Source organism: Paraburkholderia diazotrophica (assembly GCF_900108945.1).
GTDB lineage: Bacteria > Pseudomonadota > Gammaproteobacteria > Burkholderiales > Burkholderiaceae > Paraburkholderia > Paraburkholderia diazotrophica.
Genome location: NZ_FNYE01000002.1, coordinates 90,719 through 116,669, shown reverse-complemented (window position 1 = coordinate 116,669; position 25,951 = coordinate 90,719). Strand labels below are relative to the sequence as shown.

Here is a 25,951-nt window from a genome sequence, read left to right as displayed (position 1 = left end):
ACTCGAACGATCTTGCGAGACACGATCCGATGAAAAAGAACCTGCCCATCCTGATCGCGCTCGGTGCGCTGATCGTGCTCGGCCTCGTGCGCTACGAGCACTTCGCGTCCGAGTACAACATCATGTCCTTCTGGCGCTACAACTCGATGTTCGCGCTGATCTCCGTCGGCATGGCCTTCGTGATCATCACGGGCGGCATCGATCTGTCCGTCGGCACGGTCGCGGCGTTGGCGAGCGTCGTGTCGGCCCTCGCGAGTCCATACGGCGGCTGGATCGCGGTGCTCGCGGGTGCGGGCGCGGGACTGCTGGTCGGCGTGGTCAACGGCGTCATCATCACGCGGATGAAGATCCTGCCGTTCATCACGACACTCGCGACGAGCCTGGGCGCGCACGGCCTCGCGCTGCTGCTCGGCAAGAACGACGCGGTGTCGGTTTCGTCGGATACGAACTTCGCGAATTTCGGCCAGGGCGATCTGTTCGGCCTGCCGATTCCCGGCCTGATCGCGCTCGGCGCCGCCGTCGCGGGCTGGCTCGCGCTGCGCAGCACGCGCTTCGGCCGGCATTCGCTGGCGATCGGCGGCAGCGAGGAAGCGGCGCGGCTGATGGGCCTGAACGTCAACCGCACGCTGGTCGCCGTGTATGCGGTGAGCGGCTTGCTGGCTGGCCTGGCGGGCGTGATCCTCGCCGCGCAGTTCGGCGCGGGGCAGCCGAACGAAGGCGTCGGCTGGGAGCTGTTCGCGATCTCGGCCGTCGTGCTGGGCGGCACGCTGCTGACGGGCGGCGAAGGCTCGATCGCGATGACGATCGCGGGCGTGCTGCTGCTCGGCCTCGTGTTCAACCTGCTGAACTTCGAGAACGGGCTTGGCTATATCAGCCTGTCGGCGTACTGGCAGTCGGTGATTCGCGGCGTGTTCCTGCTGCTCGTGATCGTGCTGCAAGCGCGCGTGCTCAAGCAGCGCGCGCACAAGCGCCCGCTCGTGGAAACAGGCGCGGACGCGGGCGCGGGACCGGCTGCGGGTTGAAGGCCGGGTTGAAATCCGGGTTGAAATCCGGGTTGAAATCCATGTGTCATGGGCGTTCAAACGGGCGTTGGCGAGAGTAAGATCGCGGTTCCCGTCGTTCCCTTTCCGCCCAACGCGCCGCCGTCCGATGCGGCATATCGTCGCCATGCATCACTACCTGCCGATCCTGCTGCAAATCGCCATCGTCTATCTGATCGCGCTCGTAAGTCCCGGCCCCAACTTCTTCATGATCACGCAACTGTCGCTGGCGGGACGGCGCGGACTCGGCGCGGCGTCGGCGCTGGGCGTCGGCACGGCATCGACGATCTGGGCTTCGCTTGCGATGCTCGGCTTCGCGACCGTGCTGCAGCGGATCGACTGGCTGTACAACGGCATCCGCATCGCGGGCGCGGTGTATCTCGTGTGGTTCGGCTTCAAGCTGCTGCGTTCGAGCGCGAAGCGCGGCGAGGCCGCCGCCGTCGCGGTCGAGACGCCGCCCGCAAGCGATCGCGACGCCTATTTCCGCGCGTGGCGCTCGGGCCTTCTCACGTGCCTGACGAACCCGAAGTCGTGCGCGTTCTGGACCAGCGTGTTCGCGACGATGTTTCCCGCGCATCCGCCGATATGGTTCTACGGCGTCGCGCTCGCGATGATCGCGACGATGTCGGCGAGCTGGTACAGCAGCGTCGCGCTGATGTTCGCGACGGAGCGCACGCAGCGCGGCTATCGACGCCTGCGCAGGCCGATCGACGGCCTGTGCGGCGCGGTGCTCGTCGGGCTCGGCGCAAAGCTCGCAGCGGAAAGCTGACGCACACGCGGCACACGCGGCGCACCTCGGTTCCAGCTTCGCCAGAAGGGTCAATGCTGCGGTGCGTGATCCGTTTCCGGTATTATCCCGAAATAGCGCTTACCCGCGCCCTGTGGAGCGGCAGCCGTCATCCGACGACTACAGGCAAGCGCCCGTCACTCGGGCGTGGTCCGATGCCCGACGCGGTGGGCGAGACCAGAAGGGCAACACCCGCGACGGTCGGCAGCCGGGCACAGGACCCAGTTCCGTACCACCCCAGCAGTGCGCTCCAGCCGCGCCGCAGTCGTCCGTTCCGGCGAATCGAATGACAGCCCGAACGAAGGCCGCGTCGGCGCTGGACAGACCTCCGGTTCACCGCCCAACCCGCCGCGGCAATGCCCGGTGTGCTGACGCGGTAAAATAGCAAATTACGCATCATTCCGACGTCGCTGCCGACACGGGACGATGCATCGCCTTTGCCGTGCCGGCCTCGCTTTTTGTGTGGCCGACCTTGTTTCCGCACCATCGAAGAAGCCATGAGCAACCTGAATCCACAAACCGTCCTGAGCGTCCATCACTGGACCGATACGCTTTTCAGCTTCACCTGCACGCGCGATGCGTCGTTCCGCTTCGAGAATGGCCAGTTCACGATGGTCGGCCTCGAAGTCGACGGCAAGCCGCTGATCCGCGCCTACAGCATGGCGAGCGCGAACTACGAAGAGAACCTCGAATTCCTGAGCATCAAGGTGCAGGACGGCCCGCTGACGTCGCGTCTGCAGCACCTGAAGGTCGGTGACCAGGTGCTGATCGGCAAGAAGCCGACCGGCACGCTGATGGCCGACAACCTGCTGCCCGGCAAGACGCTGTGGCTGCTGTCGACGGGCACGGGGCTCGCGCCGTTCATGTCGATCATCAAGGACCCGGACGTCTACGATCGCTACGAAAAGGTCGTGCTGACGCATACCTGCCGTTTCGTCGATGAACTGGCGTACAAGGAATACATCACGGAGCATCTGCCGGCGCACGAGCACATCGGCGAACTGATCCGCGACAAACTGGTGTACTACCCGACCGTCACGCGCGAGCCGTTTGCGAACCGTGGCCGCATCACGGATCTGATCGAAACGAAGAAGCTGTTCGGCGACCTCGACCTGCCGCACTTCTCGCTGGAAAACGACCGCGTAATGCTCTGCGGCAGCCCGCACATGCTGCGCGACACGCGTGAACTGCTCGACAGCATGGGCTTCCAGGAAGGCAGCAACAACAATCCTGGCCATTACGTCGTCGAAAAGGCGTTCGTCGGTTGAACAATTAGCCGTACGAGCCGCAGCGCGACCCTTGGTCGCGGATGCACGAGCCGCATCACCGAAACCGGAGCCTTCGCGCTCCGGTTTTTCTTTTGGCGCGTCCCTTTGCTCTCGCGAAACAGTGGGTGGATCGCGCGTCACCGTCCGGCAATACAACCAGACGCACGGTTACAAATTCCATGGCTGTCGATCCGTCTTTCGTGTAGGTATTTTTCTGACACAGAAAGGCCGCCGGCTGGATGCGCCGCGTGAAAAATACGCGACAAGCGCCTCTGGACGGCCATTTTTTCTTTTTTTAAGATATGATCGCAACACAGCGCCATTTGACAGACTATTAACAAAACTGTCGTCTGTTTGTTACAGAATGTAAATTTCGTTACGCCACGGCGTAGCGTTTTTCCGTCGCGGAATCGCGCTGCGGCGGACATATCTGGGGATAAGGGTTCGCATGCGTTCTTTCGTCTATGTGCTGTCGGTGTCTGGCTGCCGATTCGGCCCATCCGTTTCGTGAGCGGGACCATGGATACGTCGACCGTCGTCCGGATGCACGCGCACAGCGCGGCCGCGCTCGCGAGCGACGCGCAGCAGCCGGAACAGCGTGCGTCCGAGCGTCTCGCGAGCCGTTCCCGCGCCGCCCGCAAACCGGCTGCTGCCGCCACGCCGGCGGCATCGCGCGATGACGTCGCGCGTCTGCAGGCGCGCGTGCGAGAACTGGCCGCCGAACTGACGCGCACGCAGGAAGCCACGCGCCGCCAGGTCGCGCACGAACTGCACGACAGCGTGGGTGCCGAGCTGACGGCCGCGCGCTTCGCGCTGGCCGGCATCGAGACGTGGCTGCCCGCCGATGCGCCGGCGCAATGCGCGGCCGCGCTCGCAACGGCGCAGCGCTCACTCGATGCCGTCACGGAAGCCGCCCAGCACGCCGTCGCCGATCTGCACGCGCCGACCCTCGACAAAGGCATCGTCAACGCGCTGTCGCACTGGACCCACAGCTTCGCCGCGCGCACGGGCCTGCGCATGAGCTTCGTGTGCGCCGCCGATGCGCGCCTCACGCGCCTTTCCGCCGATGCGTCGCTGGCCGTGTTCCGCGTCGCGCAGGAAGCGCTCAACAACGTCGCGAAACACGCGCGCGCGGTGGGCGCCGACATGCGCATCGAAACCACTGCGACCCATCTGAGCATCGTCGTCAGCGACGACGGCATCGGCATTCCGCCGCACGCAGGCCAGGATGAGCGCCAGTTCGGCCTCGCGGGCATGCGCGCGCGCTGCAATGCGTTCGACGGCGAGCTGCGCATTACCGCCGCACCGGCCGGTCAGCCGCTCGGCACCACCGTGCAGGCCCGTTTCGCGTGGAAAGCGCTGCTCGGCAACGCGTCGCGCCCGCGCGCGCGGCGCACTGCAATCCGTCTGTGAATACCGGTATTTCCTCATGAGCTTGCGCGTTCTGATTGCCGAAGATCACGCCGTCGTTCGCGAGGGCGTGCGGCAGTTGCTGATCGACCGGGGCGTCGCCGATGACGTCGACGAGGCGCAGACGGGCGCCGAAACGCTCGCGCAGGCCTCGAAGCACGTGTACGACGTGATCCTGCTCGACATCTCGCTGCCGGACATGAACGGCGTCGAGGTGTTGAAGCGGCTGAAGCGCAAGGTGCCGCGCATTCCCGTGCTGATGTTTTCGATGTACCGCGAGGACCAGTACGCGGTGCGCGCGCTGAAGGCGGGCGCGGCCGGCTATCTGTCGAAGACGGTCGACACTTTGCAGATGATCGCCGCGATCCAGCAGGTCGCGGCGGGCCGCAAGTACGTGAGCCCCGCGATGGCGGAAGCGCTCGCCGACTACGTGTCATTCGACGGCGAGCAGATGCCGCACGAAAAGCTCTCGGACCGCGAATACCAGACGCTGTGCATGCTCGCGTCGGGCAAGCGGTTGACGGACATTGCGGTTGCGCTGTCGCTGTCGGTGAAGACGGTGAGCGTCTACCGCACGCGGCTGCTCGAAAAGATGAAGCTGCGCAACAACGCCGAACTCACCTTCTATGTGATGAGCAACCGCCTCGTCGACCTGAATCCGGCGATGACGGCCTGATCGCTCGCACGCAGACACGGGCACCCCGCAGCGCGACGCCACGCGCGACCGCAAGTCGCGCGCGTCCGCTGCGGACCAGAAAGGGTTCGCCGGCCCACTTCCGCTAAAATTGCGGGTTTTCCCCGACATTGGCCGCGCCCCACACGCGCGCTACCCAGGAGACCCCGCCAGATGTCCCTTTTTCGTAAGAAGAACGTCGAGCACATGATCGCCGGCGCGCAGGCCGCCGGCCTCAAGAAAGCGCTCGGCGCGCTCGATCTCACCTTTCTCGGTGTCGGCGCCATCATCGGCACCGGCATCTTCGTGCTCACGGGCACGGGCGCCGTGCAGGCCGGCCCAGCGCTGATGCTGTCGTTCATCATCGCGGCCATCGCGTGCGGCTTCGCGGCGCTCGCCTACGCCGAATTCGCGTCGACGATTCCCGTCGCCGGCTCGATCTACACGTATTCATACGCGACGCTCGGCGAACTGGCCGCGTGGATCATCGGCTGGGATCTGATGCTCGAATACGGTCTCGCGACGTCGGCCGTGTCGGTCGGCTGGTCCGGCTATCTGCAATCGCTGCTGTCGGGCTTCGGCATTTCGCTGCCCGTCGCGCTGACGGCGGCGCCCGGCGCGCTGCCCGGCCATGAGACGCTCTTCAACCTGCCCGCCTTCCTCGTGATGATCGCGATCACCACGCTGCTGTCCGTCGGCGTGCGCGAATCGACGCGCGTGAACAACCTGATGGTCGCGATCAAGGTGACCGTCGTGCTGCTGGTGATCGCCGTCGGCGCGTTCCATGTGACGCCCGCAAAATGGCACCCGTTCATGCCGAACGGCTGGAGCGGCGTGTTCGGCGCGGCAGCCGTGATGTTCTTCGCGTTCATCGGCTTCGACTCGGTGTCGTCGGCGGCGGAAGAAGTGAAGAACCCGAAGCGCGATCTGCCCATTGGCATCATCGCGTCGCTCGGCGTGTGCGCGGTGCTGTACGTCGCCGTGGCCGCCGTCGTGACGGGCATCGTGCCGTCCGCGCAATTCGCGAACGTCTCGCATCCGGTCTCGTACGCGTTGCAGGTCGCGGGACAGAACTGGGTCGCCGGCTTCATCGATCTCGGCGCCGTGCTCGGCATGCTGACTGTGATTCTGGTGATGGCATATGGCCAGACGCGCGTGATCTTCGCAATGTCGCGCGACGGCCTGCTGCCCGCTGCGCTGTCTAAGGTCCATCCGCGCTTCGCAACGCCGTTCGCGACGACGTGGCTCGTCGGCATCGTGTTCGGTCTGATCGGCGCGCTCGTGCCGCTCAACGTGCTGGCCGAACTGATCAACATCGGCACGCTCGCGGCGTTCTCGATGGTGTCGATTGCCGTGCTCGTCCTGCGCCGCACGCATCCCGACCTGCCGCGCGCATTCCGCTGCCCGGGCGTGCCCGTCCTGCCCGTGCTCGCCGTCGCGTCGTGCCTGTTCCTGATGGTCAATCTGAGCGCCGTCACGTGGATCGCGTTCGTGATCTGGCTTGTGATCGGCATGCTCGTGTACTTCGGCTATTCGCGCCGTCATTCGAAGCTCGCGCACGGTCAGCATTGATCGCATATGCTCGCGCCGTCACGGCAATAACAAAAGCGCATTGAACGAAACGGCACGCGCGGCGTGCCGTTTTTCATTTCAGGCGTCGAGGCTCCAGGGCGTCAATCGGGGACGCGTGCCGCGCAAGTTCCACACCCCAAGCGCAACGACGCACGCGCAATCCAGGCACGTGCAGCGCAGCATCTTCTCAAACTCAACGATCTGTCATTCCCTGTGCGGTTCGCCCCATAGCCTGCTACCCTTTTTTGTGTTTTACTTTTTGGCACAAAGATAAAAGCACCAACCGAACCGGACCCTCACAGCAGGCAGGCGGTAGGTAGTGAACGCGGGCCCGAGCCGGTTTCGCCCCATCCGGGGCTCATTCCAAGGGCGTCCCCAAGGAGACAGTTCATGGCGATCAGCATCAGTCTGACGGTGAACGGTTCACCCGTTACCGCGAACGTCGAACCACACACCCTGCTTGTCCAGTTTCTACGCGAACAGTTGCGGTTGACGGGTACGCACGTCGGCTGCGACACAGCACAATGCGGCGCGTGCACGGTTCATCTGAACGGCCGCGCGATCAAGTCCTGCAACATGCTCGCCGTGCAGGCCGAAGGCCAGGAAATCACGACGATCGAAGGACTGTCGAAGAACGGCGAACTGCATCCGATGCAAGCCGCTTTCCGCGAATGCCACGGCCTGCAGTGCGGCTTCTGCACGCCGGGCATGGTAATGAGCGCGACCGCGCTCGCCGAAACGAATCCGGACCTCACTGAAGACGACGTGCGTCGTCAGCTCGTCGGCAACCTGTGCCGCTGCACGGGCTATCACAACATCGTCAAGGCTGTCATTCAGGGCGCAGCCGGCATGAAAGCCGGCGCGACCGCCTGAGGAGCCCGCCATGAACGCACCCGATACGCAACGCATGGTGGGCACGCCCGTCAAGCGCAAGGAAGACTATCGCTTTCTGACGGGCAACGGCCAGTACACCGACGACATCGTTCTGCCCGGCCAGACCTACGCCGTGTTCCTGCGCTCGCCGCATGCGCACGCGCGCATCAAGAGCATCGACACCGAAGCGGCGAAGCAGTCGCCCGGCGTCGTCGCGATCTTCACAGGCGCCGATCTCGCCGCTGAAAATGTCGGCGGGCTGCCGTGCGGCTGGCTGATTCACAGCGTCGACGGCAAGCCGATGAACGAGCCGCCGCACCCGGTGATTGCGCATACGAAAGTGCGCCACGTCGGCGATCAGGTCGCGCTCGTGATCGCCGATTCGGTGAAGGCCGCGAAAGACGCCGCCGAACTGATCGACGTGATCTACGACGAGCTGCCCGCCGTCGTCGACACCGCGCACGCCGCCGATCCGGGCCAGCCCGCCGTCCACGACGAAGTGTCCGACAACACCTGCTACACATGGGGCCACGGCGACAAGGCGGCCACGGATGCCGCGTTCGCAAAAGCCCATCACGTGACGACGCTCGATATCGTCAACAACCGCCTCGTGCCGAACGCAATCGAGCCGCGCGCAGTCAACGCCAGTTACTCGCAGCAGGACGACAGCTACACCGTCTACGTGGCGAATCAGAATCCGCACGTCGAACGGCTGCTGATGGCGGCGTTCGTGCTGTCGTTGCCGGAATCGAAAGTGCGCGTGGTCGCGCCCGATGTCGGCGGCGGCTTCGGCTCGAAGATTTTTCTATACGCCGAAGACGTCGCGCTGACGTGGGCCTCGAAGAAAATCCGCCGTCCGGTGAAGTGGACTGCCGAGCGTTCCGAAGCGTTTCTGTCGGACGCGCACGGCCGCGATCACGTGACGAAAGCCGAACTCGCGATGGACGCCGACGGCAAGTTCCTCGCGATGCGCGTGCATACGATCGCGAACATGGGCGCGTATCTGTCGACGTTCGCCTCCAGCATACCGACCATCCTCTACGCGACGCTGCTCGCGGGCCAATACGCGACGCCCGCGATCTACGCCGAAGTGAAAGCGGTGTTCACGAACACGGTGCCCGTCGATGCGTATCGCGGCGCAGGCCGCCCGGAGGCGACGTATGTCGTCGAGCGGCTCGTCGAAACGGCCGCGCGCGAAATGAACATCGAGCCCGCCGAAATCCGCCGGCGCAATTTCATCCGCTCGTTCCCGTATGCGACGCCCGTCGGCCTCACCTACGACACGGGCGACTACGAAGCGTGCCTGAGCCGCGCGCTGGAACTCGCGGACGTGAAAGGCTTCGACGCGCGCCGGCAGGCATCGGAAAATAACGGCAAGCGTCGCGGCCTCGGCTACTCGTGCTACATCGAAGCATGCGGCCTCGCGCCGTCGAACATCGCGGGCGCGCTCGGCGCGCGCGCGGGCCTTTTCGAAGCGGGCGAAGTACGCGTGCATCCGACAGGCTCCGTCACCGTGTTCACCGGCTCGCACAGTCATGGCCAGGGCCACGAAACAACCTTTGCGCAAGTCGTGGCCGACCGGCTCGGCGTGCCGCTCGACAACATCGAGATCGTGCACGGCGACACCGGGCGCATTCCGTTCGGCATGGGTACGTATGGCTCCCGTTCGATTGCCGTCGGCGGCTCGGCGATCATGAAGGCGCTCGACAAGATCGAATCGAAGGCGAAGAAGATCGCCGCGCATCTGCTCGAAGCATCGGCCGACGACATCGAGTTCAAGAACGGCACATTCCGCGTCGCGGGCACGGACCGCACGAAGACATTCGCCGACGTCTCGCTCGCGGCTTATGTGCCGCACAACTACCCCCTCGACAAGCTCGAACCGGGTCTCGACGAAAGCGCGTTCTACGATCCGTCGAACTTCACGTATCCGTCGGGTGCGTATATCTGCGAAGTCGAAGTGGACGTCGATACGGGTGAGACGCGCATCGAGCGCTTCACGGCCGTCGACGACTTCGGCAACGTGATCAATCCGATGATCGTCGAAGGACAGGTGCACGGCGGGCTTGGCCAGGGCATTGGCCAGGCGATGCTGGAGCGCTGCGTGTACGACAACGAAAGCGGCCAGTTGCTGTCGGGCTCTTACATGGACTATGCGATGCCAAAAGCGTCCGATCTGCCGTCGTTCACCGTCGAGACCGCGAAAGGCACGCCGTGCACGCACAATCCGCTCGGCGTGAAGGGCTGCGGCGAAGCGGGCGCGATCGGCTCGCCGCCCGCCGTGATCAACGCGATCATCGATGCGCTCGCGCCGCTTGGCGTCAAGGACCTGCAGATGCCCGCCACGCCGCATCGCGTGTGGTCCGCGATCCACGCTGCGCAAAACGCGCAGGCACGTCCCTAAGCGCTCACAGCGGAGGCCAACATGTATTCGTATTCATTCGACTATCAACGTGCAGCCGATCCGAAGAGCGCCGTGTCCGCACTCACCGCCGACAGCGAGGCGAAGTTTCTGGCGGGCGGGCAAAGCCTGTTGCCGACGATGCGTCTGCGTCTTGCGCAGCCGTCGAAGCTGATCGACGTCACGCGCATTCCGCAACTGAAGCAGATTCGCGTCGAGCCGCAGAAGGTGACGATCGGCGCGGCCGTCTGTCATGCGGATGTGGCGAACAATACGGACGTGCAGCGCGTGCTGCCCGCGCTCGCGCTTCTCGCCGGCGATATCGGCGACCAGCAGGTGCGCGCGCTCGGCACGATCGGCGGATCGATCGCGAACAACGATCCCGCAGCGGACTATCCCGCTGCCGTGCTCGGACTCGATGGAACCGTCGTGACGGACCGGCGCAGCATCCCGGCCGCCGACTTTTTCGTCGGCATGTACGAGACCGCGTTGCACGCCGATGAACTGATCGTCGCCGTCGAGTTTTCCGTGCCGGAAAAAGCGGCGTATGAGAAGTTCAAGAATCCCGCATCGCACTTCGCGCTGACGGGCGTGTTCGTCGCGAAGACGGCGGGCGGCGTGCGCGTCGCGATCACGGGCGCGGGGCCATCGGTGTTCCGCTCGGCGGAGTTGGAGAATGCGCTGAACGCGAACTTCACCGAAGCGGCAGCGCGCGGCGTGACGATCGCACCGGACGACCTCAACACCGATCTGCATGCGAGCGCCGAATATCGCGCGCATCTGATACCAGTGCTGACGGCGCGCGCGGTGCGAACGGCATTGGGCTAGCGGGCAGGTGATGCCGCAAAGCGTTTGAGCATGCAGAGGCCCGGCGCGTCCGGGCCATTTCGTTTATCGGCGCCGTTTGTTTTGAGCCACGCGAGCCGACGCGCCCGGGAGAACCATGCAGCCAGCTTCAATCGACGGAACACTCGCGCTGCTCACGCGCCAAGGCTACTACGCGAGCCGCGACCTCGCGACCGCGCTTTATCTCGCGCTGCGCATGGAACGGCCGCTCTTCGTCGAAGGCGAGCCGGGCGTCGGCAAGACGGAGCTGGCGAAGGCGGCAGCGGGCATGCTCGGCACGTCGATGCTGCGGCTGCAATGCTACGAAGGACTCGATACGGCGAGCGCGTTGTACGAGTGGGACTATCCGCGACAGATCATGGCGTTGCGCCTCGCTGAAGCTGCTGGCGAAAAGCCCGACAACAGCACGCTCTATCGCGGCGAATTCTTGTTGAAGCGCCCTCTGCTGCAGGCGCTGTTGCCCGACGAAAACCATCCGGGCGCGCGGCGCGTGCTGCTGATCGACGAGATCGACCGCGCCGACGAACCGTTCGAGGCGTTCCTGCTCGAACTGCTGTCGGACTTTCAGGTATCGATTCCAGAATACGGCACGGTGCGCGCCGAGCATCCGCCCCTCGTCGTGATGACGTCGAACCGCACGCGCGAAGTACACGATGCGTTGAAACGCCGCTGCCTGTATCAATGGATCGGTTATCCCGAGCGCGAACGCGAACTTGCGATCGTCGCGGCGCGCGCGCCGGAGACGGGCGAAGCGCTGCAACGCCGTGCCGTCGATTTCGTGCATCGTCTGCGCGGGATGGATCTGTTCAAGGCGCCCGGCATTGCCGAAACGATCGACTGGTGCCGCGCGCTCGCGGCGCTCAGTGTCACAGAACTCGATCCGCAATCGGTGCAGAACACGCTGGGTGTGCTGCTCAAGTATCAGGACGATCTCGCGCGTTTCGACGCCGCACAGATCCAGCAGTGTCTCGAGGCGACGGAGTAGCGTCGATGATGCCCGACCGCGATTCCGGCTCACCGACACTCGCGCGCAACGTCGTGCACTTCGTGCGGCTGTTGCGCGGCGCGGGCCTGCCGATGTCGCCGGCGCAGGCCGTCGATGCGCTCGAAGCGCTGCACTTCATCGAACTCGATCGCCGCGACGATGTGCGCGCCGCGCTCGCTGCGCTGCTCGTGCGCGCGCCCGATGAGCGCGAGCTCTTCAATGCCGCGTTCGATCTCTTCTGGCGCGATCCCGATTGGGAAGGCAAGCTGCGGGCACTGCTGTTGCCCAAAGTGACGAGCGGCGTGCCGCCGCCGAAGCGCAACAACCGGCTCGCCGATGCACTCGCCGTCCATCACGCGAACCAGCGCAAGCAAGCCGCGCAATCCGACGACAAGGACAAGCTCGAACTGCACGCGCATGTGACGTTCAGCGCCGAAGAGCGCTTGCGTCATCGCGATTTCGACACGCTCACAGCGGATGAATGGCGCACGCTGCGCCATCTGATTCGCGCGCAGCGTTTGCCGCTCGCGATGGAACCGACACGTCGATTGAAAGCGGCGTCGCACGGAACGCATGCCGATCTGCGCGCAAGCGCGCGGCATGCGGTGCGCGCGGGCGGCGACTGGACCGTGTGGAAGTATCGCGCCGTCGTCGCGCGCAAGCCGCCGCTCGTGCTGCTGCTCGACATTTCGGGCTCGATGAGCAGCTATTCGCGCGCCGTGCTTTACTTCTGTCATGCGCTGTTGCAATCGCGGGAGCGCTTGCAGGTGTTTCTGTTCGGCACACGCCTCACGAACGCGACGCGTGCGCTGAAGGAACGCGACCCCGATGTGGCGATTGCGGCGCTCGCGGATCAGGTCGTCGACTGGTCGGGCGGCACGCGGATCGGTGCCGCGCTCGCCGAATTCAACCGGCGCTGGGCACGCAGAGTGCTGACGGGCAGAGCGACCGTGCTGCTCGTCACCGATGGCCTCGATCACGAAGCGATCGACGTGCTGGAAGCAGAAATGGCCCGCTTGCGCCGCTTCGCGCATCGGATCGTGTGGCTCAATCCGCTGCTGCGGTACAGCGAGTTTGCGCCTAAGGCGCGCGGCGTCCAGGCGATGTTGCCGTTCGTCGATGCCCACAAGCCTGTTCACAATCTCGACAGCCTGGCTGCGTTCGGCCGCGATCTCGCACAATTGACGCGCGTGCCCCGCGATGCCGCACGCGCCGCCCTACCTGGAGGAGCAACGTCATGGAGCTGACCGAAACCTACACGCTGCCGGTGTCGCAGCAGCGGGCATGGGACGCGCTGAACGACACGGAGATCCTGCGCGCGTCGATCCCCGGCTGCGACAGCATCGAACCCGATGGCGACAATGCGTACGCGGTCACGCTGAGCGCGGCCGTCGGTCCCGTGAAAGCGCGCTTCAAGGGCCGCATGGAACTCACCGATATCGACGCGCCTCACACCTATACGATCGTGTTCGAAGGCCAGGGCGGCGCCGCAGGCTTCGGCAAAGGCAAGACTCACGTGACGCTCGAACCCGACGGCGACGACGCGACGAAGCTCACTTACACGGCCCACGCGCAGGTTGGCGGCAAGCTTGCACAGATCGGCTCGCGGCTCGTCGACGGTGCGGCGCGCAAGCTCGCCGGCGAGTTCTTCAGACGCTTCGGCGAGCAGGTGACGGGCGGCAGTGGCGCCGCGCAAGCAGAAACCGGCGACTCGGGCGACACTGTAAGTGAAGCCGCTGCTGGCGAAGCGGCCGGTAGTGGCGGTGCCGAAGGCGAAGAACCGAAGAGGAAGAAATCATGGACAGCGTGGATCTCGAAGTCCTGAAGAGCAGCGCGCGCTGGCTCGAGCAGGGACATCGCGCGCTTCTCGTGACGGTGGTGAAGACGTGGGGCTCGTCGCCGCGTCCCGAAGGCGCGATGCTCGTGGTGCGCGACGATGGCGCGGTGGTCGGCTCGGTGTCGGGCGGCTGTATCGAAGACGATCTGATCGATCGCGTACGCCAGCGCGGCATCGAGCAGACGAAACCCGAAGCGGTGAAATACGGCATCACGGCAGAAGAGGCGCATCGTTTCGGTTTGCCGTGCGGCGGCACGATTCAACTCGTGCTGGAGCCGCTGACGAAAGCGAGCGGCATCGCCGAACTATGTGAAGCCGTCGAAGCGGGGCGTCTCGTTGCGCGCACGCTCGATATGGAAACGGGCGTCGCGAGCCTGGGACCCGCGCAGGCCACGGATGGCGTCGACTTCGACGACAAACGTCTGCTGACGATACACGGCCCGCGTTACCGGATGCTCGTGATCGGCGCGGGGCAGTTGTCGCGTTATCTGTGCAATATCGCGGTGGGGCTCGACTATCAGGTAACGGTGTGCGACCCGCGCGAAGAGTACACGGACGAATGGGACGTGCCCGGCACGAAAGTGGTCCGCACGATGCCCGACGATACCGTGCTCGACATGAAGCTCGACGAACGCTGCGCAGTGATCGCGCTCACACATGATCCGAAGCTCGACGATCTTGCGTTGATGGAGGCACTGAAGACGCCCGCGTTTTACGTTGGCGCGTTAGGCTCGCGGCGCAATAACGCGGCGCGGCGCGAACGGCTGAAAGAGTTCGATCTCACGGATACCGAACTCGCGCGGCTGCATGGGCCCGTCGGGATTTATATCGGCAGCAGGACGCCGCCTGAAATCGCCGTGTCGATTCTTGCTGAAGTGACGGCGGCGAAGAACGGCGTATCGCTGCCGACCTTGCTGCAAGTCGAAGGCGCCAAGGCCGCGCGTGAGATCGCGGCAAGCGGCGGAGCGGCTTGTAGTATTCCCGATTAGTTTTTCTGTGCCCGGTCGCGAGATGAGTTGTCGCTCGCGGTCGATTTCTCTTGCCCGGCATCGGCCATTCGGCTGACTGTCGCCGGGCCTCCCTGATCCCTAGCATCGAATTTTTGCGGACGGCTGACGCGAACTTTGCGCTCGCGCCGAAACAGGTCCGCAGCCGTCACTATTCCCTTGACGGAATATTCCCTCGGAGGTATATTTTCGATGCCATGGGTCGTTGAGTACACCGATGCATTTCAGGCCTGGTGGGAAGGGCTGCGAGAGGCGGAACAAGAATCCGTCGACGCGACGGTCCGCTTGCTGGAAGAATGCGGTCCGGCTTTGTCCTTCCCGCATTCGAGCCGGATCGTTCGCTCGCAGTTCGGCAACCTGCGCGAGTTGAGAATTCAACATCGCGGCAGACCCTATCGCGTGCTGTATGCGTTCGACCCAAGGCGCGTCGCCATTCTGCTCGCAGGCGGTGACAAGACAGGGCATGACCGTTGGTATGAACAGAACGTACCGCGAGCGGAAATTCTTTATCGGCTGCATCTGATGCAGCTAGCGCACGGAGAAACCAGAGATGGCGAGAAAATTTGAAGAACTGCGGGCAGGCATGTCGGCTGAATCGCGGGCGCGCGCAAAGGCACTGGCGAACAAGCTCCGCGCCGAAATGCCTCTGCACGAACTACGTCATGCGCGCGGTTTATCACAGGAAGCGCTTGCGAAGCGGCTCAATATCAAGCAACCGAGCATCGCAAAACTCGAACAGCGCACGGACATGTACATTTCGACGCTGCGCGATCATATTCGCGCGCTCGGCGGCGAACTTGAAATCGTCGCGCGCTTTCCCGAAGGCGAGGTGCGGATCACGAACTTCGCGCAACTCGACGAGCCTGTGCGCGAACCCGCTCAAGACGACTAAACGGGCGCGACAAACAAGCGTCCACTCGTCACATCAACCCGCACACCACAGCCGCCACGATCGATCCGAGCACGAGCACAGCACCTATCGTCCGACGCCGGTTCAACCCCGTCCACAGCAGCACGCCCGTCAATGACAGCAGAATGAGACTGCCCGCAATGGTATCGATGAGCAACACCCAGCCGACGCTCATTCCGACGCCCTTGTGCAGGTTGTTCATCGTGCCCAGAAACGAGTTCTGCGTGCGCTTCACCGACACGAAGCCGTTGCCCACCCAGTACTCGACCTGCACATTCTGATGCGGACCCGCGATACCCACCTGCCAGAACTCCGGCTGCACTGCGCTATGGTCGCCCCAGGCGACAGGATGCGCGGGCTCGCGGCGCGGCTTGCCCGGCTTGCCGTCGATATGCAGTTCGTCCTTCAGCCAGCGCGCCATGTCGGCGGGCGACTTGAAGCCGCGCTGCGGCAGCGCGATCTGCAACTGCTCGACCTGCGGCTCACCCGACGACACGCTCAGCGGCCCTCCGCGATGATTCAGCAGAAACCCCGTCGTGCCAAACAGCAAACCCAGCACGGCACCCCATAGCCCGACCCAGCCATGCACCTTGCGCAGCCACTTGATGAAAGTCGCGCGCCGCGAGCGCTGGCGCCGCGCGGCGAGTTCGTCGGCATCCATCGCGTGCACGCTTGCAGGCATCACGCCGGCACGCTCGGCAGGCTTCAGTTCGATCGATTCGGGCGCGTTCAAGTCGGCTCCTGGGAAAACGGGTCGTGCGTCGCCGGCATGGGGCAACGCGGTCTAGTGAAAACGGGAAGTGTCGTTCCGGACGGACGGGAAAGACGGATGCCCGGCGCGCATGCGCTCACCGTCCGTCAGACGGCGGCAGCCAATGCGCGGGACGAAGCAGGGCGACCATCGAAAGGCTGGCTGGCGACCACCGAGGAGAAAGATGACAAAAAGCTGGCGACGCCTTTCCGATGAGAATGACTATCATTACATAGAAAGGCGTTTTTCTCAATCGCGTGGATTACGCGCGAGTCACACGGGCCAGAGCGGCCCTTCCTGCATCGCGCCGATCTGCTCGCGCAATTCGAGAATGCGGTCCTCCCAATAGCGCTGCGTGTTGAACCACGGAAACGCGACAGGAAACGCGGGATCGTCCCAACGGCGCGCAAGCCACGCCGAGTAGTGAATCAGCCTCAACGTCCGCAACGCTTCGATCAGATGGAGCTCTCGCTGATCGAATTCGCAGAAGTCTTCGTAGCCCGCGAGCAGATCGGTGAGCGCGCGCGACGCTTCTTTTCGTTCGCCCGGCAGCAGCAGCCATATATCCTGAATGGCGGGGCCCATCCGGCTATCGTCGAAATCGACGAAATGCGGGCCGGCGTCCGTCCACAACACGTTGCTCGGATGGCAATCGCCGTGCATGCGGATGCGCCGCACGTCGCCCGCCGCTTCAAATGCGCGCTCGACGCCCTCCAGCGCCAGGTTCGCAGCCGCTTCCCACGCGACGCGCACATCGGCGGGAACGAAGCCTTGCGCGAGCAGATACTCGCGCGGCTCGTAACCAAAGGTGTGAATGTCGAGCACAGGACGCGCCTCATAGTCCACCGTTTGACCGACGGCGTGAATGCGCCCGATAAAGCGGCCCAGCCATTCGAGCGTGTCTTTGCGATCGAGCTCGGGCGCACGGCCGCCGCGTCGTTCGAAGACGGAGAAGCGAAAACCGTCGAACGCGTGCAGCGTGCGGCCATCGAATGTGCGCGCGGGCACGGCGGGAATTTCACGCGCAGCCAGTTCGGCGACGAACGCGTGTTCTTCGAGAATCGCTTCGTCGGTCCAGCGCTCGGGACGGTAGAACTTCGCGACGACAGGCGGCCCGTCTTCGACGCCCACCTGATAGACGCGATTCTCGTAACTGTTGAGCGGCAGCATGCGCCCGTCGGTGCGCACGCCGACGGTATCGAGCACGCTGTCGAGCGCGTCGAGCACGACTTCCGGCGTGAGCCGGGCGAAGGGGACGGCCTGGCCGTCCTGCGGAAATGGAGTGTCTTCGATCATGCCCGCATTGTGCGCCGTGCCGCGCGCAAAAACGAGCGCCAGGACAGGCACGAGCGCGACTGGCGCCGTGCCATACGCCCGGCGCGGGCGCACATCGCTAAACGAAAAGTCGTGGGTCAGTCGTCCGCGATCAATGTATCTGCGCGCCTGCAGGGCGGACGAATTCGCCCGTATCGATCAGATCCTCGAGGAAAAAGGGTTCCGTGTTCAGTTGCTTCGACGTTCCGGGCTCGCCGGCGTACCACGCCACCATCGCCATGTCGCCCAGGATGCGCATCACGATTCCGCGCGCGCCTTGTGGCACGGCGATATGCACGGATCGAACAATAGAACCGACTTGCATGATATTTCCCCGTCCTCCCAATTGCCGGCTTGTTCGAGACTGCGCCGGTCAATGTGCTGATAAAAACGCCGCAACATGCGAAAGGTTGCACGCGCACCTGATTCGAAAAACGAAGCGCTCCTACGGTCCTCGCATCGGACACCCTGATGCGGACCGGAGGCCATTGTTGCCTGTTTGGGCACTTTGGCAAAGTAAAAACTAACGCCTCGCGAGGCCGCCGTTCGGTCAATTCGACTTACGAAACCCTGACTGTAACCTCTCGTAACAGGGTCATCATAAACCGCGCCGCACACGCGTCTCAAAAATGTCGATGTAAGCTACGATACGCGTTATATTCCGGTCGCGCACGCCCGGCCGGACTGCCGTTCGCGCAACGCTCGCTGCCACCAGAAGCAGCCGCTCCCCGCCCTCACCGGACCGCACCTTCATGTGGATCGTTCGTCTCGCGCTGCGGCGCCCCTACACGTTCGTCGTCCTCGCGCTGTTGCTGCTGATCATCGGCCCGTTGACGATCCTGCGCACGCCTACCGATATCTTCCCGAACATCGACATCCCGGTGCTGTCCGTCATCTGGACATACAACGGCCTGCCCGCCGACGAGATGGAACGGCGCATCGTGTTGAACTACGAGCGCGGGCTCTCCGTCGCGGTGAACGATATCGAGCACGTCGAATCGACTTCGCTTAACGGCATTGCCGTCGTCAAGATCTTCTTCCAGCCGCACGCGAACATCAGCGAAGCGCTTGCTCAGGTCACCGCACTGTCGCAATCGCAATTGCGTTCCCTGCCGCCCGGCATCACGCCGCCATTCATCTTGCGCTACAACGCATCGACGGTACCGATTCTGCGGCTCTCGCTGTCGTCGCCATCGCTCACCGAGCAAGAGCTGTTCGACTACGGTAACAACTTCCTGAAGACGCAGCTCGCAACGGTGCCGGGCGCGTCGGCGCCGTTGCCTTATGGCGGCAAGCAGCGGCAGATCATGGTCGACATCGATTCGCGCAAGCTTCAGGAGCGCAACCTGTCGCCGATGGACGTCGTGAACTCGATCACCGCGCAGAACCTGATCGTGCCGACGGGCACCGCGAAAATCGGCTCGACCGAATACTCGGTGCAGATGAATTCGAGCCCGGATTCGCTCGCCGGCCTGAACAACATCCCGATCAAGTCGGGGCCCAACGGCACCATCTATATCCGCGATGTCGCGCATGTGCGCGACGGTTATCAGCCGCAGACGAACATCGTGCGCGTGAACGGCCAGCGCGCGTCGCTGCTGACGATCAACAAGAGCGGCAACACGTCGACGCTCGAAATCGTCGATCGCATCAAGAACATGATGCCGGCGCTGCGCAATCTCGTGCCCGAGTCGCTGAACATCGACCCCGTCGCGGATCAGTCGCTGTTCGTGCGCGCATCGGTACAGGGCGTGCTGCGCGAAGCGCTGATCGCCGCGTGCCTGACGGGTCTGATGATCCTGCTGTTCCTTGGCAACTGGCGCGCAACGCTGATCATCGCCGTGTCGATTCCGCTGTCGATGATCACGTCGATCATCGCGCTCTCCGCGCTCGGCGAGACGATCAACATCATGACGCTCGGCGGGCTCGCGCTGGCCGTCGGTATTCTCGTCGACGACGCGACCGTTGCAATCGAGAACATCAGTCATCAGCTCGAACAGGGCAAGAACCTCGAGCAGGCGATTCTCGACGGCGCGCATCAGATTGCGATTCCGACGCTCGTGTCCACGCTGTCGATCTGCATCGTGTTCGTGCCGATGTTTCTGCTGACGGGCGTCGCGCACTACCTGTTCATCCCGCTCGCGGAAGCCGTTGTGTTCGCGATGCTCGCGTCGTACTTCTTCTCGCGCACGCTCGTGCCGACGCTCGCGAAATATCTGCTGCGCTATCACCACCGGCCCGCCGACTTCCATCATTCAGGCCGGACGCGCAATCCGTTCATGCACATTCACCTCGCGTTCGAGCGCGGCTTTGCGAACGTGCGCGAGCGCTATCGCGACTTTCTCGTTGCGCGCGTCGCGCGGCCCGGCCTCTTCGTGACGGTCTTTCTGTTGTGCTGCGGCCTGTCTCTTTTGCTGATGCCGTTCCTTGGCCGCGACTTCTTCCCCTCCGTCGATGCCGGCGCGATCGCGCTGCATCTGCGGGCGAAAACGGGCATGCGCGTCGAGGAAACGGCCGTGGTCACGGATCGCGTCGACACGCGCATCCGCCAGCTCATTCCGCCCGGCGAACTGCATTCGATCATCGACAACATCGGCCTGCCCGTATCGGGTATCAACCTGTCGTACAGCAACACGGGCACGATCGGCACATCGGATGCCGACGTGCTGATCAGCCTGAACCCGGATCATCATCCGACGGCCGGCTACGTGCGCAAACTGCGCCGCACGCTCACCGACGAATTCCCCGGCGTGCAGTTCGCGTTTCTGCCCGCCGATATCGTCAGTCAGACATTGAACTTCGGCATGCCGTCGCCGATCGACATTCAGATCATCGGGCGCGACGTCCAGGGCAATCGCGCGTTCGCCGCGATGCTGCTCGACAAGCTGCGCGCCATCCCCGGACTCGCCGACGCGCGCATTCAACAGCCCTCGGACCTGCCGCGCATCTTCGTCGACATCGACCGCACGCGCGCGCAACAGGCGGGCTTCTCGCAACGCGACATCGCGAGCAATCTGCTGATCACGCTGTCCGGCAGCCAGCAGACGACGCCGACGTTCTGGCTCAATCCGCGCAACGGCGTGAGCTACAACGTGATCACGGAAGCGCCGCAATACACGATGGATTCGCTGCAATCGCTCGCCAACATTCCGCTGAACGCGAACGGCCACACGAACATTCTCGGCGCGCTGTCGACGATGCAGCGCACGTCGGGCAACGCCGTGCTCACGCACCACAACGCGCAGACCACGATCGACATCTACGGCACCGCCGATGGCCGCGATCTCGGCGCGGTTTCCGACGACATCAAGAAAGCGATCGCCGAAACCAAGGCGCAATTGCCGAAGGGCTCGACGATCGAACTGCGCGGCCAGGTGCAGACGATGAACGATTCGTTCTCCGGCCTGTTTGCGGGCCTGATCTTCGCGATCGTGCTCGTGTATCTGCTGATCGTCGTGAATTTCCAGTCGTGGCTCGATCCGTTCATCATCGTCACGGGCTTGCCGGGCGCACTGGCGGGCATCGTATGGATGCTGTTCCTCACGCACACCACGCTGTCGATTCCCTCGTTGACGGGCGCGATCATGTGTATCGGCATCGCGACGGCTAACTCGATTCTCGTCGTCAGCTTTGCGCGCGAGCGTCTGCTCGAACACGGTGACGCGACGCGCGCCGCAATCGAAGCGGGCTTCACCCGCTTTCGCCCCGTGCTGATGACGGCGCTCGCGATGGTGATCGGCATGGTGCCGATGGCGATCGGCCTCGGCGAAGGCGGCGAGCAGAATGCGCCGCTCGGGCGCGCGGTGATCGGCGGCCTCGCCATCGGCACGGTCGCGACGCTCGTGTTCGTGCCCGTGGTGTTTTCGATGATCTATCGACGGCTGTCGGACCGGCGCGCTCGCGCGGCCGCGCACGTCATCCACCGACCGCAGTGATGCGGACGCAGTCATAACAACGATGCACAAGCACAGGATCTGGAGTGCCGATGGAAGGGAAACGTCCTGATGAGTCCGCGCCGCACGGGGAACGCACGCGCGGCTCATCGAAACGCTCACGCTGGATCGCGGCAGGCGCGGCCATCGTCGTGCTTGCGCTCGCGGCGCAGGGCATCTGGTCGCGACACGACGCGCAGGCCGCGCTCGAACGCGACGCACAGCATGCCGCGCAACTGAGCGTCGAAGTCGTGCAGCCGCAGAAGTCGACGGCGGCGCTCGATCTCGTGCTGCCCGGCAACGTGCAGGCGTTTCTCGACACGCCGATCTACGCGCGCACCAACGGCTATCTGAAGAAGTGGTACGCCGATATCGGCGCGCGCGTGAAAGCGGGTCAACTGCTCGCGGAAATCGACACGCCCGAAGTCGACGATCAGCTGAAGGCCGCGCGCGCCGATCTCGCTAACGCAGAAGCGAATTACGCACTCGCGAAAAGCACCGCCGAGCGCTGGACGGAGATGCTGAAAAGCAATTCCGTCTCGAAGCAGGAAACCGACGAAAAGGTCGGCGATATGCTCGCGAAGAAAGGCACGCTCGATGCCGCCCGCTTCAACGTCGCGCGGCTCGAAAAAACGCAGTCGTTCCAGAAGGTCTTCGCGCCTTTCGACGGCATCGTGACGGCGCGCAACGTCGACGTCGGCGCGCTGATCGACGCGGGCAGCGCGGGCGGTCCGGCGAAGGAGCTGTTCCATGTCGCGCAGGCGGACAGGCTGCGCGTCTACGTTAACGTGCCGCAGGGCTACGCGCAGGAAGTGAAGGCGCGGCAGACCGCGTATCTGACGCTGACGGAAGCGCCGTCGAAGCACTATCCCGGCACGGTCGCGCGCGCGTCGGGCGCCGTCGATCCGCAGCAGCGCACGATGCTCGTCGAAGTGGACGTCGAAAACAGCAGCGGCGATCTGCTGCCGGGCGCATATGCGCAGGTCCATTTCGCGCTGAGCGTACAGGCCGCGCCGTTCACGCTGCCAGGCAACGCGTTTCTGTTTCGCCCCGACGGCGTGAAAGTCGCGACCGTCGACGCGCAACAGCACGTGAAGCTCGTCAGGGTCGCGCTCGGCACCGACTACGGCACGCGCGTCGCCGTCGCATCGGGTCTAAAGGGCGACGAACTGGTGATCCTGAATCCGCAGGATTCGATCGTCGATGGCGCATCGGTGCGCGTCGTGCATCCGAAGGCGAGTGGCGCTGCGGCTACGTCAGGTGCATCAGGTGCTTCCGGTGCAGCCGACAGTTCAGGCGCAGGCGAGCAGACGACGAAGGCGCAGGAATAAACATGCGGCGCATCCGTCTTCGTTCAACAGTTTTCTTGCTTGCAGGCGCGAGCCTCGTCGCCGCGTGCACGGTCGGCCCCGACTACAAGCGGCCCGCCGCCGCGACGGCCGCCACGTACAAGGAACTCGAAGGCAGCGGCTGGAAGAACGCACAGCCCGCCGATACGCAGATACGCAGCGCCTGGTGGGAGGTCTACGACGATTCCGCGCTGAACGCGCTCGAACAGCAGGTCGCGAGCGCGAACCAGAACGTGCAGGCCGCACAGGCGCGCTTTCGCGCGGCGCGCGCGCAGGTTGCGCAGTTCCGCTCGCAGTTCTTCCCCGTCGTCACCGCGAGCGGCGGCTATTCACGCGCGCGCTCGTCGGAGAACGTGAAGTTCAAGTCGTCGGCGGGCAAGACGCTCGACGACTGGGTCGTCGGCGCGGACGCAACGTGGGAGCCCGATCTATGGGGCCGCGTGTCGCGCAGCGTCGAAGGCGCGAAGGCGAGCGCGCAGGCCAGCGCCGCCGATGCGCAAAGCGCGCTGCTGTCGATGCAGGCCGAACTCGCCACCGATTACTTCGAACTGCGCGGCATCGACCGCGAGCGGCAACTGCTCGACGACACGATCTCCGCGTACAAGGAAGCCGTCGAACTCACGCAGAACCGCTACAAAGGCGGCATCGCTACCGATGCCGACGTCGCCCAGGCGCAAACGCAATTGCGCACGACGCAGGCGCAGTCGATCGATCTCGGCGTGCAGCGCGCGCAGCTCGAACACGCGATCGCGATTCTGATCGGACAGACGCCATCGACGTTCTCGCTGCCCGTCGCGCCGCTCGTCGCCGTGCCCGTGATCGCGCCCGTCGGCGTGCCGTCGGCGCTGCTCGAGCGGCGGCCCGACATCGCCGCCGCCGAGCGGCATGTCGTCGATCTGAATGCGCAGATCGGCGTGGCGACGGCGGCGTATTTTCCGAACCTGATCCTGTCGGTGACGGGCGGACTGGAGGCGACCAATTTCAGCCAGTGGCTGCTTGCGCCGAGCCGCTTCTGGTCGCTCGGGCCGACACTCGCGGGCACGCTGCTCGACTTCGGCGCGCGCGCCGCGCAAAAGGCTCAAGCGCAGGCGGACTACGACGAAGGCGTCGCACAGTATCGGCAAACGGTGCTCACGGCATTCGGCCAGGTCGAGGACAACATCGCCGCGCTGCGGGTGCTCGAACAGGAAGCGCAGGCACAGGACGATGCCGTCGCGGCGGCGCAGCGCTCGCTCGCGATCGTCACGAACCGCTACAAGAACGGCGCGATCACGTATCTCGACGTCGTCGTCGCGCAGACGACAGCGCTCACCAACGAACGCAATGCCGTCTCGATCGCGCGCCGCCGGATGGCCGCAAGCGTCGCGCTGGTGAAGGCGCTCGGCGGCGGCTGGGACGCGTCGGCGCTGCCCACCGACGAGCAGCTCACGCATCCCGATGCCGCCCGCCAGCCCGCGAGCGCGCCGGATGCACACGACGCGGCGCCCAGCTGACGCGCGTTCAAGACCTGAATCAGACGGCCCGACTCGAAGACGCCGACTGCTCAATCAGCGTATCGTTGAGCCTTTGCACGCGCTTCAGCGCGTGCTCTGCGTGTTCTCCGCGTCGTTTGCCATCGTTTCCGGGAGCTTTGTTGTGACCGCATCGTCGGACCCCAGTCGGCCCGCTGCTTCATCCTCTTCTGCTTCGTCCTCTTCCTCTGCCAACGGTGTGCCGTATCTCGAACGCGGCACGCGCGCGTACTGGCGCGCGAGCCTCGCGCTGCTGTTCGCTGGCTACGCGACGTTCTCGCTGCTCTACTGCGTGCAGCCGCTCTTGCCCGCGTTCTCCACGTCGTTCGATGTCAGCCCCGCGCAGAGCAGTCTTTCGCTGTCGCTGACGACGGCGGCGCTCGCGCTCGCGGTCTTCGTCGCCGGCTTCGTGTCGGAAGGATGGAGCCGTCACCGGCTGATGACGGCTTCGCTCACCGCGTCGTCGCTGCTGACGCTCGCCGTCGCCTTCACGCCTCAATGGCATGCGCTGCTGCTGTTGCGCACGCTCGAAGGGCTGGCGCTCGGCGGTGTGCCCGCCGTCGCGATGGCCTATCTCGCAGAGGAAGTGCACCCCGACGGCCTCGGTCTCGCGATGGGCCTTTATGTCGGCGGCACGGCGATCGGCGGGATGGCGGGGCGCGTGATCACGGGCGTCGTCGCCGATCTGTTCTCATGGCGCGTCGCGATCGGCACGATCGGCGTGCTCGGCATTCTGTCGATGCTCGCGTTCCGCTCGCTGCTGCCGCCGTCGCGCCATTTTGTGCCGCGCCGCGGCCTCGGCTTCTCGCACCGTCGCGCGGCGCTGCTGAAGCATTTGCGGCGTCCCGGCCTGCCGCTGCTGTTCCTGATGGCGTTCGCGCTGATGGGCAGCTTCGTCACGCTTTACAACTACATCGGCTACCGGCTGCTCGCCGCGCCGTTCCATCTGAGCCAGACTGCCATCGGCGGCATCTTCGTCGTGTATCTGACGGGCGTCGTCGCGTCGCCATGGTCGGGCCGCATGGCCGACAGCTTCGGACGCGGACGCGTGCTGACGGGCAGCATCGTCGTCATGCTGTGCGGCCTGCTGCTGACCACGACGCAATCGCTCACGCTGATTGCGTGCGGCATCGCCTGCGTGACGTTCGGCTTCTTCGCCGGACATGCCGTCGCAAGCGGCTGGGTCGGCCGGATCGCGAAGGAGGCGAAGGGCCAGGCGGCCGCGCTCTATCTGCTCGCGTACTACCTCGGGTCGAGCATCGTCGGATCGTATGGCGGGCGCGTGTGGACCGCGTACGCGTGGCCGGGTGTCGCTGCCCTCGTCGGCGGACTGCTGCTGATCGGCATCCTCGCGTCGGCTCGCCTGCGCGCACGCGAACGCATCGGCACGGCGTGACGGGCGCGCGTCAGCCGATCCGTGCGCGTGACTGGCCCAATGGACCACAAAAATAGTAGCCCGCGCCGCCCGTTCGACGGGCAAAACGC

22 protein-coding genes are annotated in these 25,951 nt (G+C 64.6%); 19 read left to right on the top strand and 3 right to left on the bottom strand.

The window, feature by feature from the left end:
- Nucleotides 1-29 precede the first annotated feature (29 nt).
- The 15 genes from BMW76_RS03255 to BMW76_RS03185 all read left to right on the top strand — a co-directional run bounded on the left by BMW76_RS03255 (nucleotide 30) and on the right by BMW76_RS03185 (nucleotide 15,591).
- Nucleotides 30-1,022, top strand: a complete 993-nt coding sequence (locus BMW76_RS03255; protein WP_090862829.1) for an ABC transporter permease — start codon at nucleotides 30-32, stop codon at nucleotides 1,020-1,022.
- A gap of 145 nt (nucleotides 1,023-1,167) precedes the next feature.
- Nucleotides 1,168-1,809 (top strand): LysE family translocator, encoded by a 642-nt coding sequence (locus BMW76_RS03250; RefSeq protein ID WP_090863577.1) that lies wholly within the window; start codon nucleotides 1,168-1,170, stop codon nucleotides 1,807-1,809.
- Nucleotides 1,810-2,324: 515 nt separating this feature from the next.
- Complete coding sequence (locus tag BMW76_RS03245) at nucleotides 2,325-3,095, top strand: ferredoxin--NADP reductase (RefSeq protein ID WP_090862826.1); 771 nt, start codon at nucleotides 2,325-2,327, stop codon at nucleotides 3,093-3,095.
- Nucleotides 3,096-3,614: 519 nt separating this feature from the next.
- Entirely contained in the window at nucleotides 3,615-4,508 is an 894-nt protein-coding gene (locus BMW76_RS03240) for a sensor histidine kinase (RefSeq protein ID WP_090862823.1), read from the top strand.
- Nucleotides 4,509-4,524: 16 nt separating this feature from the next.
- Nucleotides 4,525-5,181 (top strand): response regulator transcription factor RqpR, encoded by a 657-nt coding sequence (rqpR, locus tag BMW76_RS03235; RefSeq protein ID WP_090862820.1) that lies wholly within the window; start codon nucleotides 4,525-4,527, stop codon nucleotides 5,179-5,181.
- A 171-nt stretch (nucleotides 5,182-5,352) separates the two neighbouring features.
- On the top strand, nucleotides 5,353-6,750 hold the full coding sequence (locus tag BMW76_RS03230; RefSeq protein WP_090862817.1) for an amino acid permease: 1,398 nt from the start codon (nucleotides 5,353-5,355) through the stop codon (nucleotides 6,748-6,750).
- A 390-nt stretch (nucleotides 6,751-7,140) separates the two neighbouring features.
- Nucleotides 7,141-7,623 carry a (2Fe-2S)-binding protein gene (locus tag BMW76_RS03225; RefSeq protein WP_090862814.1) on the top strand — a complete coding sequence of 161 codons (483 nt, stop codon included), beginning with the start codon at nucleotides 7,141-7,143 and terminating at the stop codon, nucleotides 7,621-7,623.
- Nucleotides 7,624-7,633: 10 nt separating this feature from the next.
- Nucleotides 7,634-10,027, top strand: coding sequence for a xanthine dehydrogenase family protein molybdopterin-binding subunit (locus tag BMW76_RS03220; RefSeq protein ID WP_090862811.1), 2,394 nt, complete (start codon nucleotides 7,634-7,636; stop codon nucleotides 10,025-10,027).
- Nucleotides 10,028-10,048: 21 nt separating this feature from the next.
- Entirely contained in the window at nucleotides 10,049-10,852 is an 804-nt protein-coding gene (locus tag BMW76_RS03215) for an FAD binding domain-containing protein (RefSeq protein ID WP_090862809.1), read from the top strand.
- 115 nt (nucleotides 10,853-10,967) lie between these two features.
- Nucleotides 10,968-11,855, top strand: a complete 888-nt coding sequence (locus tag BMW76_RS03210; protein ID WP_090862807.1) for an AAA family ATPase — start codon at nucleotides 10,968-10,970, stop codon at nucleotides 11,853-11,855.
- A gap of 5 nt (nucleotides 11,856-11,860) precedes the next feature.
- The gene (locus BMW76_RS03205; protein WP_090862804.1) at nucleotides 11,861-13,102 is read left to right on the top strand and encodes a vWA domain-containing protein; all 1,242 of its coding nucleotides are present in this window, start codon (nucleotides 11,861-11,863) and stop codon (nucleotides 13,100-13,102) included.
- Nucleotides 13,093-13,680, top strand: a complete 588-nt coding sequence (locus BMW76_RS03200; protein WP_090862801.1) for a CoxG family protein — start codon at nucleotides 13,093-13,095, stop codon at nucleotides 13,678-13,680. Before BMW76_RS03205 ends, BMW76_RS03200 begins: the two co-directional genes overlap by 10 nt.
- Entirely contained in the window at nucleotides 13,653-14,681 is a 1,029-nt protein-coding gene (locus BMW76_RS03195; protein ID WP_090862797.1) for an XdhC family protein, read from the top strand. The genes BMW76_RS03200 and BMW76_RS03195 overlap by 28 nt, the downstream gene beginning before the upstream one ends.
- Before the next feature lie 210 nt (nucleotides 14,682-14,891).
- Nucleotides 14,892-15,266, top strand: a complete 375-nt coding sequence (locus tag BMW76_RS03190) for a type II toxin-antitoxin system RelE/ParE family toxin (RefSeq protein WP_090862794.1) — start codon at nucleotides 14,892-14,894, stop codon at nucleotides 15,264-15,266.
- Nucleotides 15,250-15,591, top strand: coding sequence for an XRE family transcriptional regulator (locus BMW76_RS03185; RefSeq protein WP_090862791.1), 342 nt, complete (start codon nucleotides 15,250-15,252; stop codon nucleotides 15,589-15,591). The genes BMW76_RS03190 and BMW76_RS03185 overlap by 17 nt, the downstream gene beginning before the upstream one ends.
- A gap of 28 nt (nucleotides 15,592-15,619) precedes the next feature.
- On the opposite strand, the gene BMW76_RS03180 is transcribed toward BMW76_RS03185, so the two are convergent.
- The 3 genes from BMW76_RS03180 to BMW76_RS03170 all read right to left on the bottom strand — a co-directional run bounded on the left by BMW76_RS03180 (nucleotide 15,620) and on the right by BMW76_RS03170 (nucleotide 17,999).
- On the bottom strand, nucleotides 15,620-16,342 hold the full coding sequence (locus tag BMW76_RS03180) for a PepSY-associated TM helix domain-containing protein (RefSeq protein WP_090862788.1): 723 nt from the start codon (nucleotides 16,340-16,342) through the stop codon (nucleotides 15,620-15,622).
- A gap of 291 nt (nucleotides 16,343-16,633) precedes the next feature.
- Nucleotides 16,634-17,656, bottom strand: coding sequence for a serine/threonine protein kinase (locus BMW76_RS03175; protein WP_090863574.1), 1,023 nt, complete (start codon nucleotides 17,654-17,656; stop codon nucleotides 16,634-16,636).
- Nucleotides 17,657-17,786: 130 nt separating this feature from the next.
- Nucleotides 17,787-17,999, bottom strand: coding sequence for a hypothetical protein (locus tag BMW76_RS03170; RefSeq protein ID WP_087732196.1), 213 nt, complete (start codon nucleotides 17,997-17,999; stop codon nucleotides 17,787-17,789).
- Between the two features lie 427 nt (nucleotides 18,000-18,426).
- On the opposite strand from BMW76_RS03170, the gene BMW76_RS03165 reads away from it, so the two are divergent.
- The 4 genes from BMW76_RS03165 (at nucleotide 18,427) to BMW76_RS03150 (ending at nucleotide 25,862) form a co-directional block, all read left to right on the top strand.
- Nucleotides 18,427-21,609 carry an efflux RND transporter permease subunit gene (locus tag BMW76_RS03165; protein WP_090862785.1) on the top strand — a complete coding sequence of 1,061 codons (3,183 nt, stop codon included), beginning with the start codon at nucleotides 18,427-18,429 and terminating at the stop codon, nucleotides 21,607-21,609.
- A gap of 50 nt (nucleotides 21,610-21,659) precedes the next feature.
- Complete coding sequence (locus BMW76_RS03160; protein WP_090862782.1) at nucleotides 21,660-22,937, top strand: efflux RND transporter periplasmic adaptor subunit; 1,278 nt, start codon at nucleotides 21,660-21,662, stop codon at nucleotides 22,935-22,937.
- Nucleotides 22,938-22,939: 2 nt separating this feature from the next.
- Nucleotides 22,940-24,448 (top strand): efflux transporter outer membrane subunit, encoded by a 1,509-nt coding sequence (locus BMW76_RS03155; RefSeq protein WP_090862779.1) that lies wholly within the window; start codon nucleotides 22,940-22,942, stop codon nucleotides 24,446-24,448.
- 142 nt (nucleotides 24,449-24,590) lie between these two features.
- The gene (locus BMW76_RS03150) at nucleotides 24,591-25,862 is read left to right on the top strand and encodes an MFS transporter (protein WP_090863573.1); all 1,272 of its coding nucleotides are present in this window, start codon (nucleotides 24,591-24,593) and stop codon (nucleotides 25,860-25,862) included.
- Nucleotides 25,863-25,951 lie beyond the last annotated feature (89 nt).

What these genes read in the sequence shown, in the direction of transcription:
- BMW76_RS03255 (WP_090862829.1), top strand. Translation starts at nt 30, where the DNA reads ATGAAAAAGAACCTGCCCATCCTGATCGCGCTCGGTGCGCTGATCGTG.
- BMW76_RS03250 (WP_090863577.1), top strand. Translation starts at nt 1,168, where the DNA reads ATGCATCACTACCTGCCGATCCTGCTGCAAATCGCCATCGTCTATCTG.
- BMW76_RS03245 (WP_090862826.1), top strand. Translation starts at nt 2,325, where the DNA reads ATGAGCAACCTGAATCCACAAACCGTCCTGAGCGTCCATCACTGGACC.
- BMW76_RS03240 (WP_090862823.1), top strand. Translation starts at nt 3,615, where the DNA reads ATGGATACGTCGACCGTCGTCCGGATGCACGCGCACAGCGCGGCCGCG.
- rqpR (WP_090862820.1), top strand. Translation starts at nt 4,525, where the DNA reads ATGAGCTTGCGCGTTCTGATTGCCGAAGATCACGCCGTCGTTCGCGAG.
- BMW76_RS03230 (WP_090862817.1), top strand. Translation starts at nt 5,353, where the DNA reads ATGTCCCTTTTTCGTAAGAAGAACGTCGAGCACATGATCGCCGGCGCG.
- BMW76_RS03225 (WP_090862814.1), top strand. Translation starts at nt 7,141, where the DNA reads ATGGCGATCAGCATCAGTCTGACGGTGAACGGTTCACCCGTTACCGCG.
- BMW76_RS03220 (WP_090862811.1), top strand. Translation starts at nt 7,634, where the DNA reads ATGAACGCACCCGATACGCAACGCATGGTGGGCACGCCCGTCAAGCGC.
- BMW76_RS03215 (WP_090862809.1), top strand. Translation starts at nt 10,049, where the DNA reads ATGTATTCGTATTCATTCGACTATCAACGTGCAGCCGATCCGAAGAGC.
- BMW76_RS03210 (WP_090862807.1), top strand. Translation starts at nt 10,968, where the DNA reads ATGCAGCCAGCTTCAATCGACGGAACACTCGCGCTGCTCACGCGCCAA.
- BMW76_RS03205 (WP_090862804.1), top strand. Translation starts at nt 11,861, where the DNA reads ATGATGCCCGACCGCGATTCCGGCTCACCGACACTCGCGCGCAACGTC.
- BMW76_RS03200 (WP_090862801.1), top strand. Translation starts at nt 13,093, where the DNA reads ATGGAGCTGACCGAAACCTACACGCTGCCGGTGTCGCAGCAGCGGGCA.
- BMW76_RS03195 (WP_090862797.1), top strand. Translation starts at nt 13,653, where the DNA reads ATGGACAGCGTGGATCTCGAAGTCCTGAAGAGCAGCGCGCGCTGGCTC.
- BMW76_RS03190 (WP_090862794.1), top strand. Translation starts at nt 14,892, where the DNA reads ATGCCATGGGTCGTTGAGTACACCGATGCATTTCAGGCCTGGTGGGAA.
- BMW76_RS03185 (WP_090862791.1), top strand. Translation starts at nt 15,250, where the DNA reads ATGGCGAGAAAATTTGAAGAACTGCGGGCAGGCATGTCGGCTGAATCG.
- BMW76_RS03175 (WP_090863574.1), bottom strand. Translation starts at nt 17,656, where the DNA reads ATGATCGAAGACACTCCATTTCCGCAGGACGGCCAGGCCGTCCCCTTC.
- BMW76_RS03170 (WP_087732196.1), bottom strand. Translation starts at nt 17,999, where the DNA reads ATGCAAGTCGGTTCTATTGTTCGATCCGTGCATATCGCCGTGCCACAA.
- BMW76_RS03165 (WP_090862785.1), top strand. Translation starts at nt 18,427, where the DNA reads ATGTGGATCGTTCGTCTCGCGCTGCGGCGCCCCTACACGTTCGTCGTC.
- BMW76_RS03160 (WP_090862782.1), top strand. Translation starts at nt 21,660, where the DNA reads ATGGAAGGGAAACGTCCTGATGAGTCCGCGCCGCACGGGGAACGCACG.
- BMW76_RS03155 (WP_090862779.1), top strand. Translation starts at nt 22,940, where the DNA reads ATGCGGCGCATCCGTCTTCGTTCAACAGTTTTCTTGCTTGCAGGCGCG.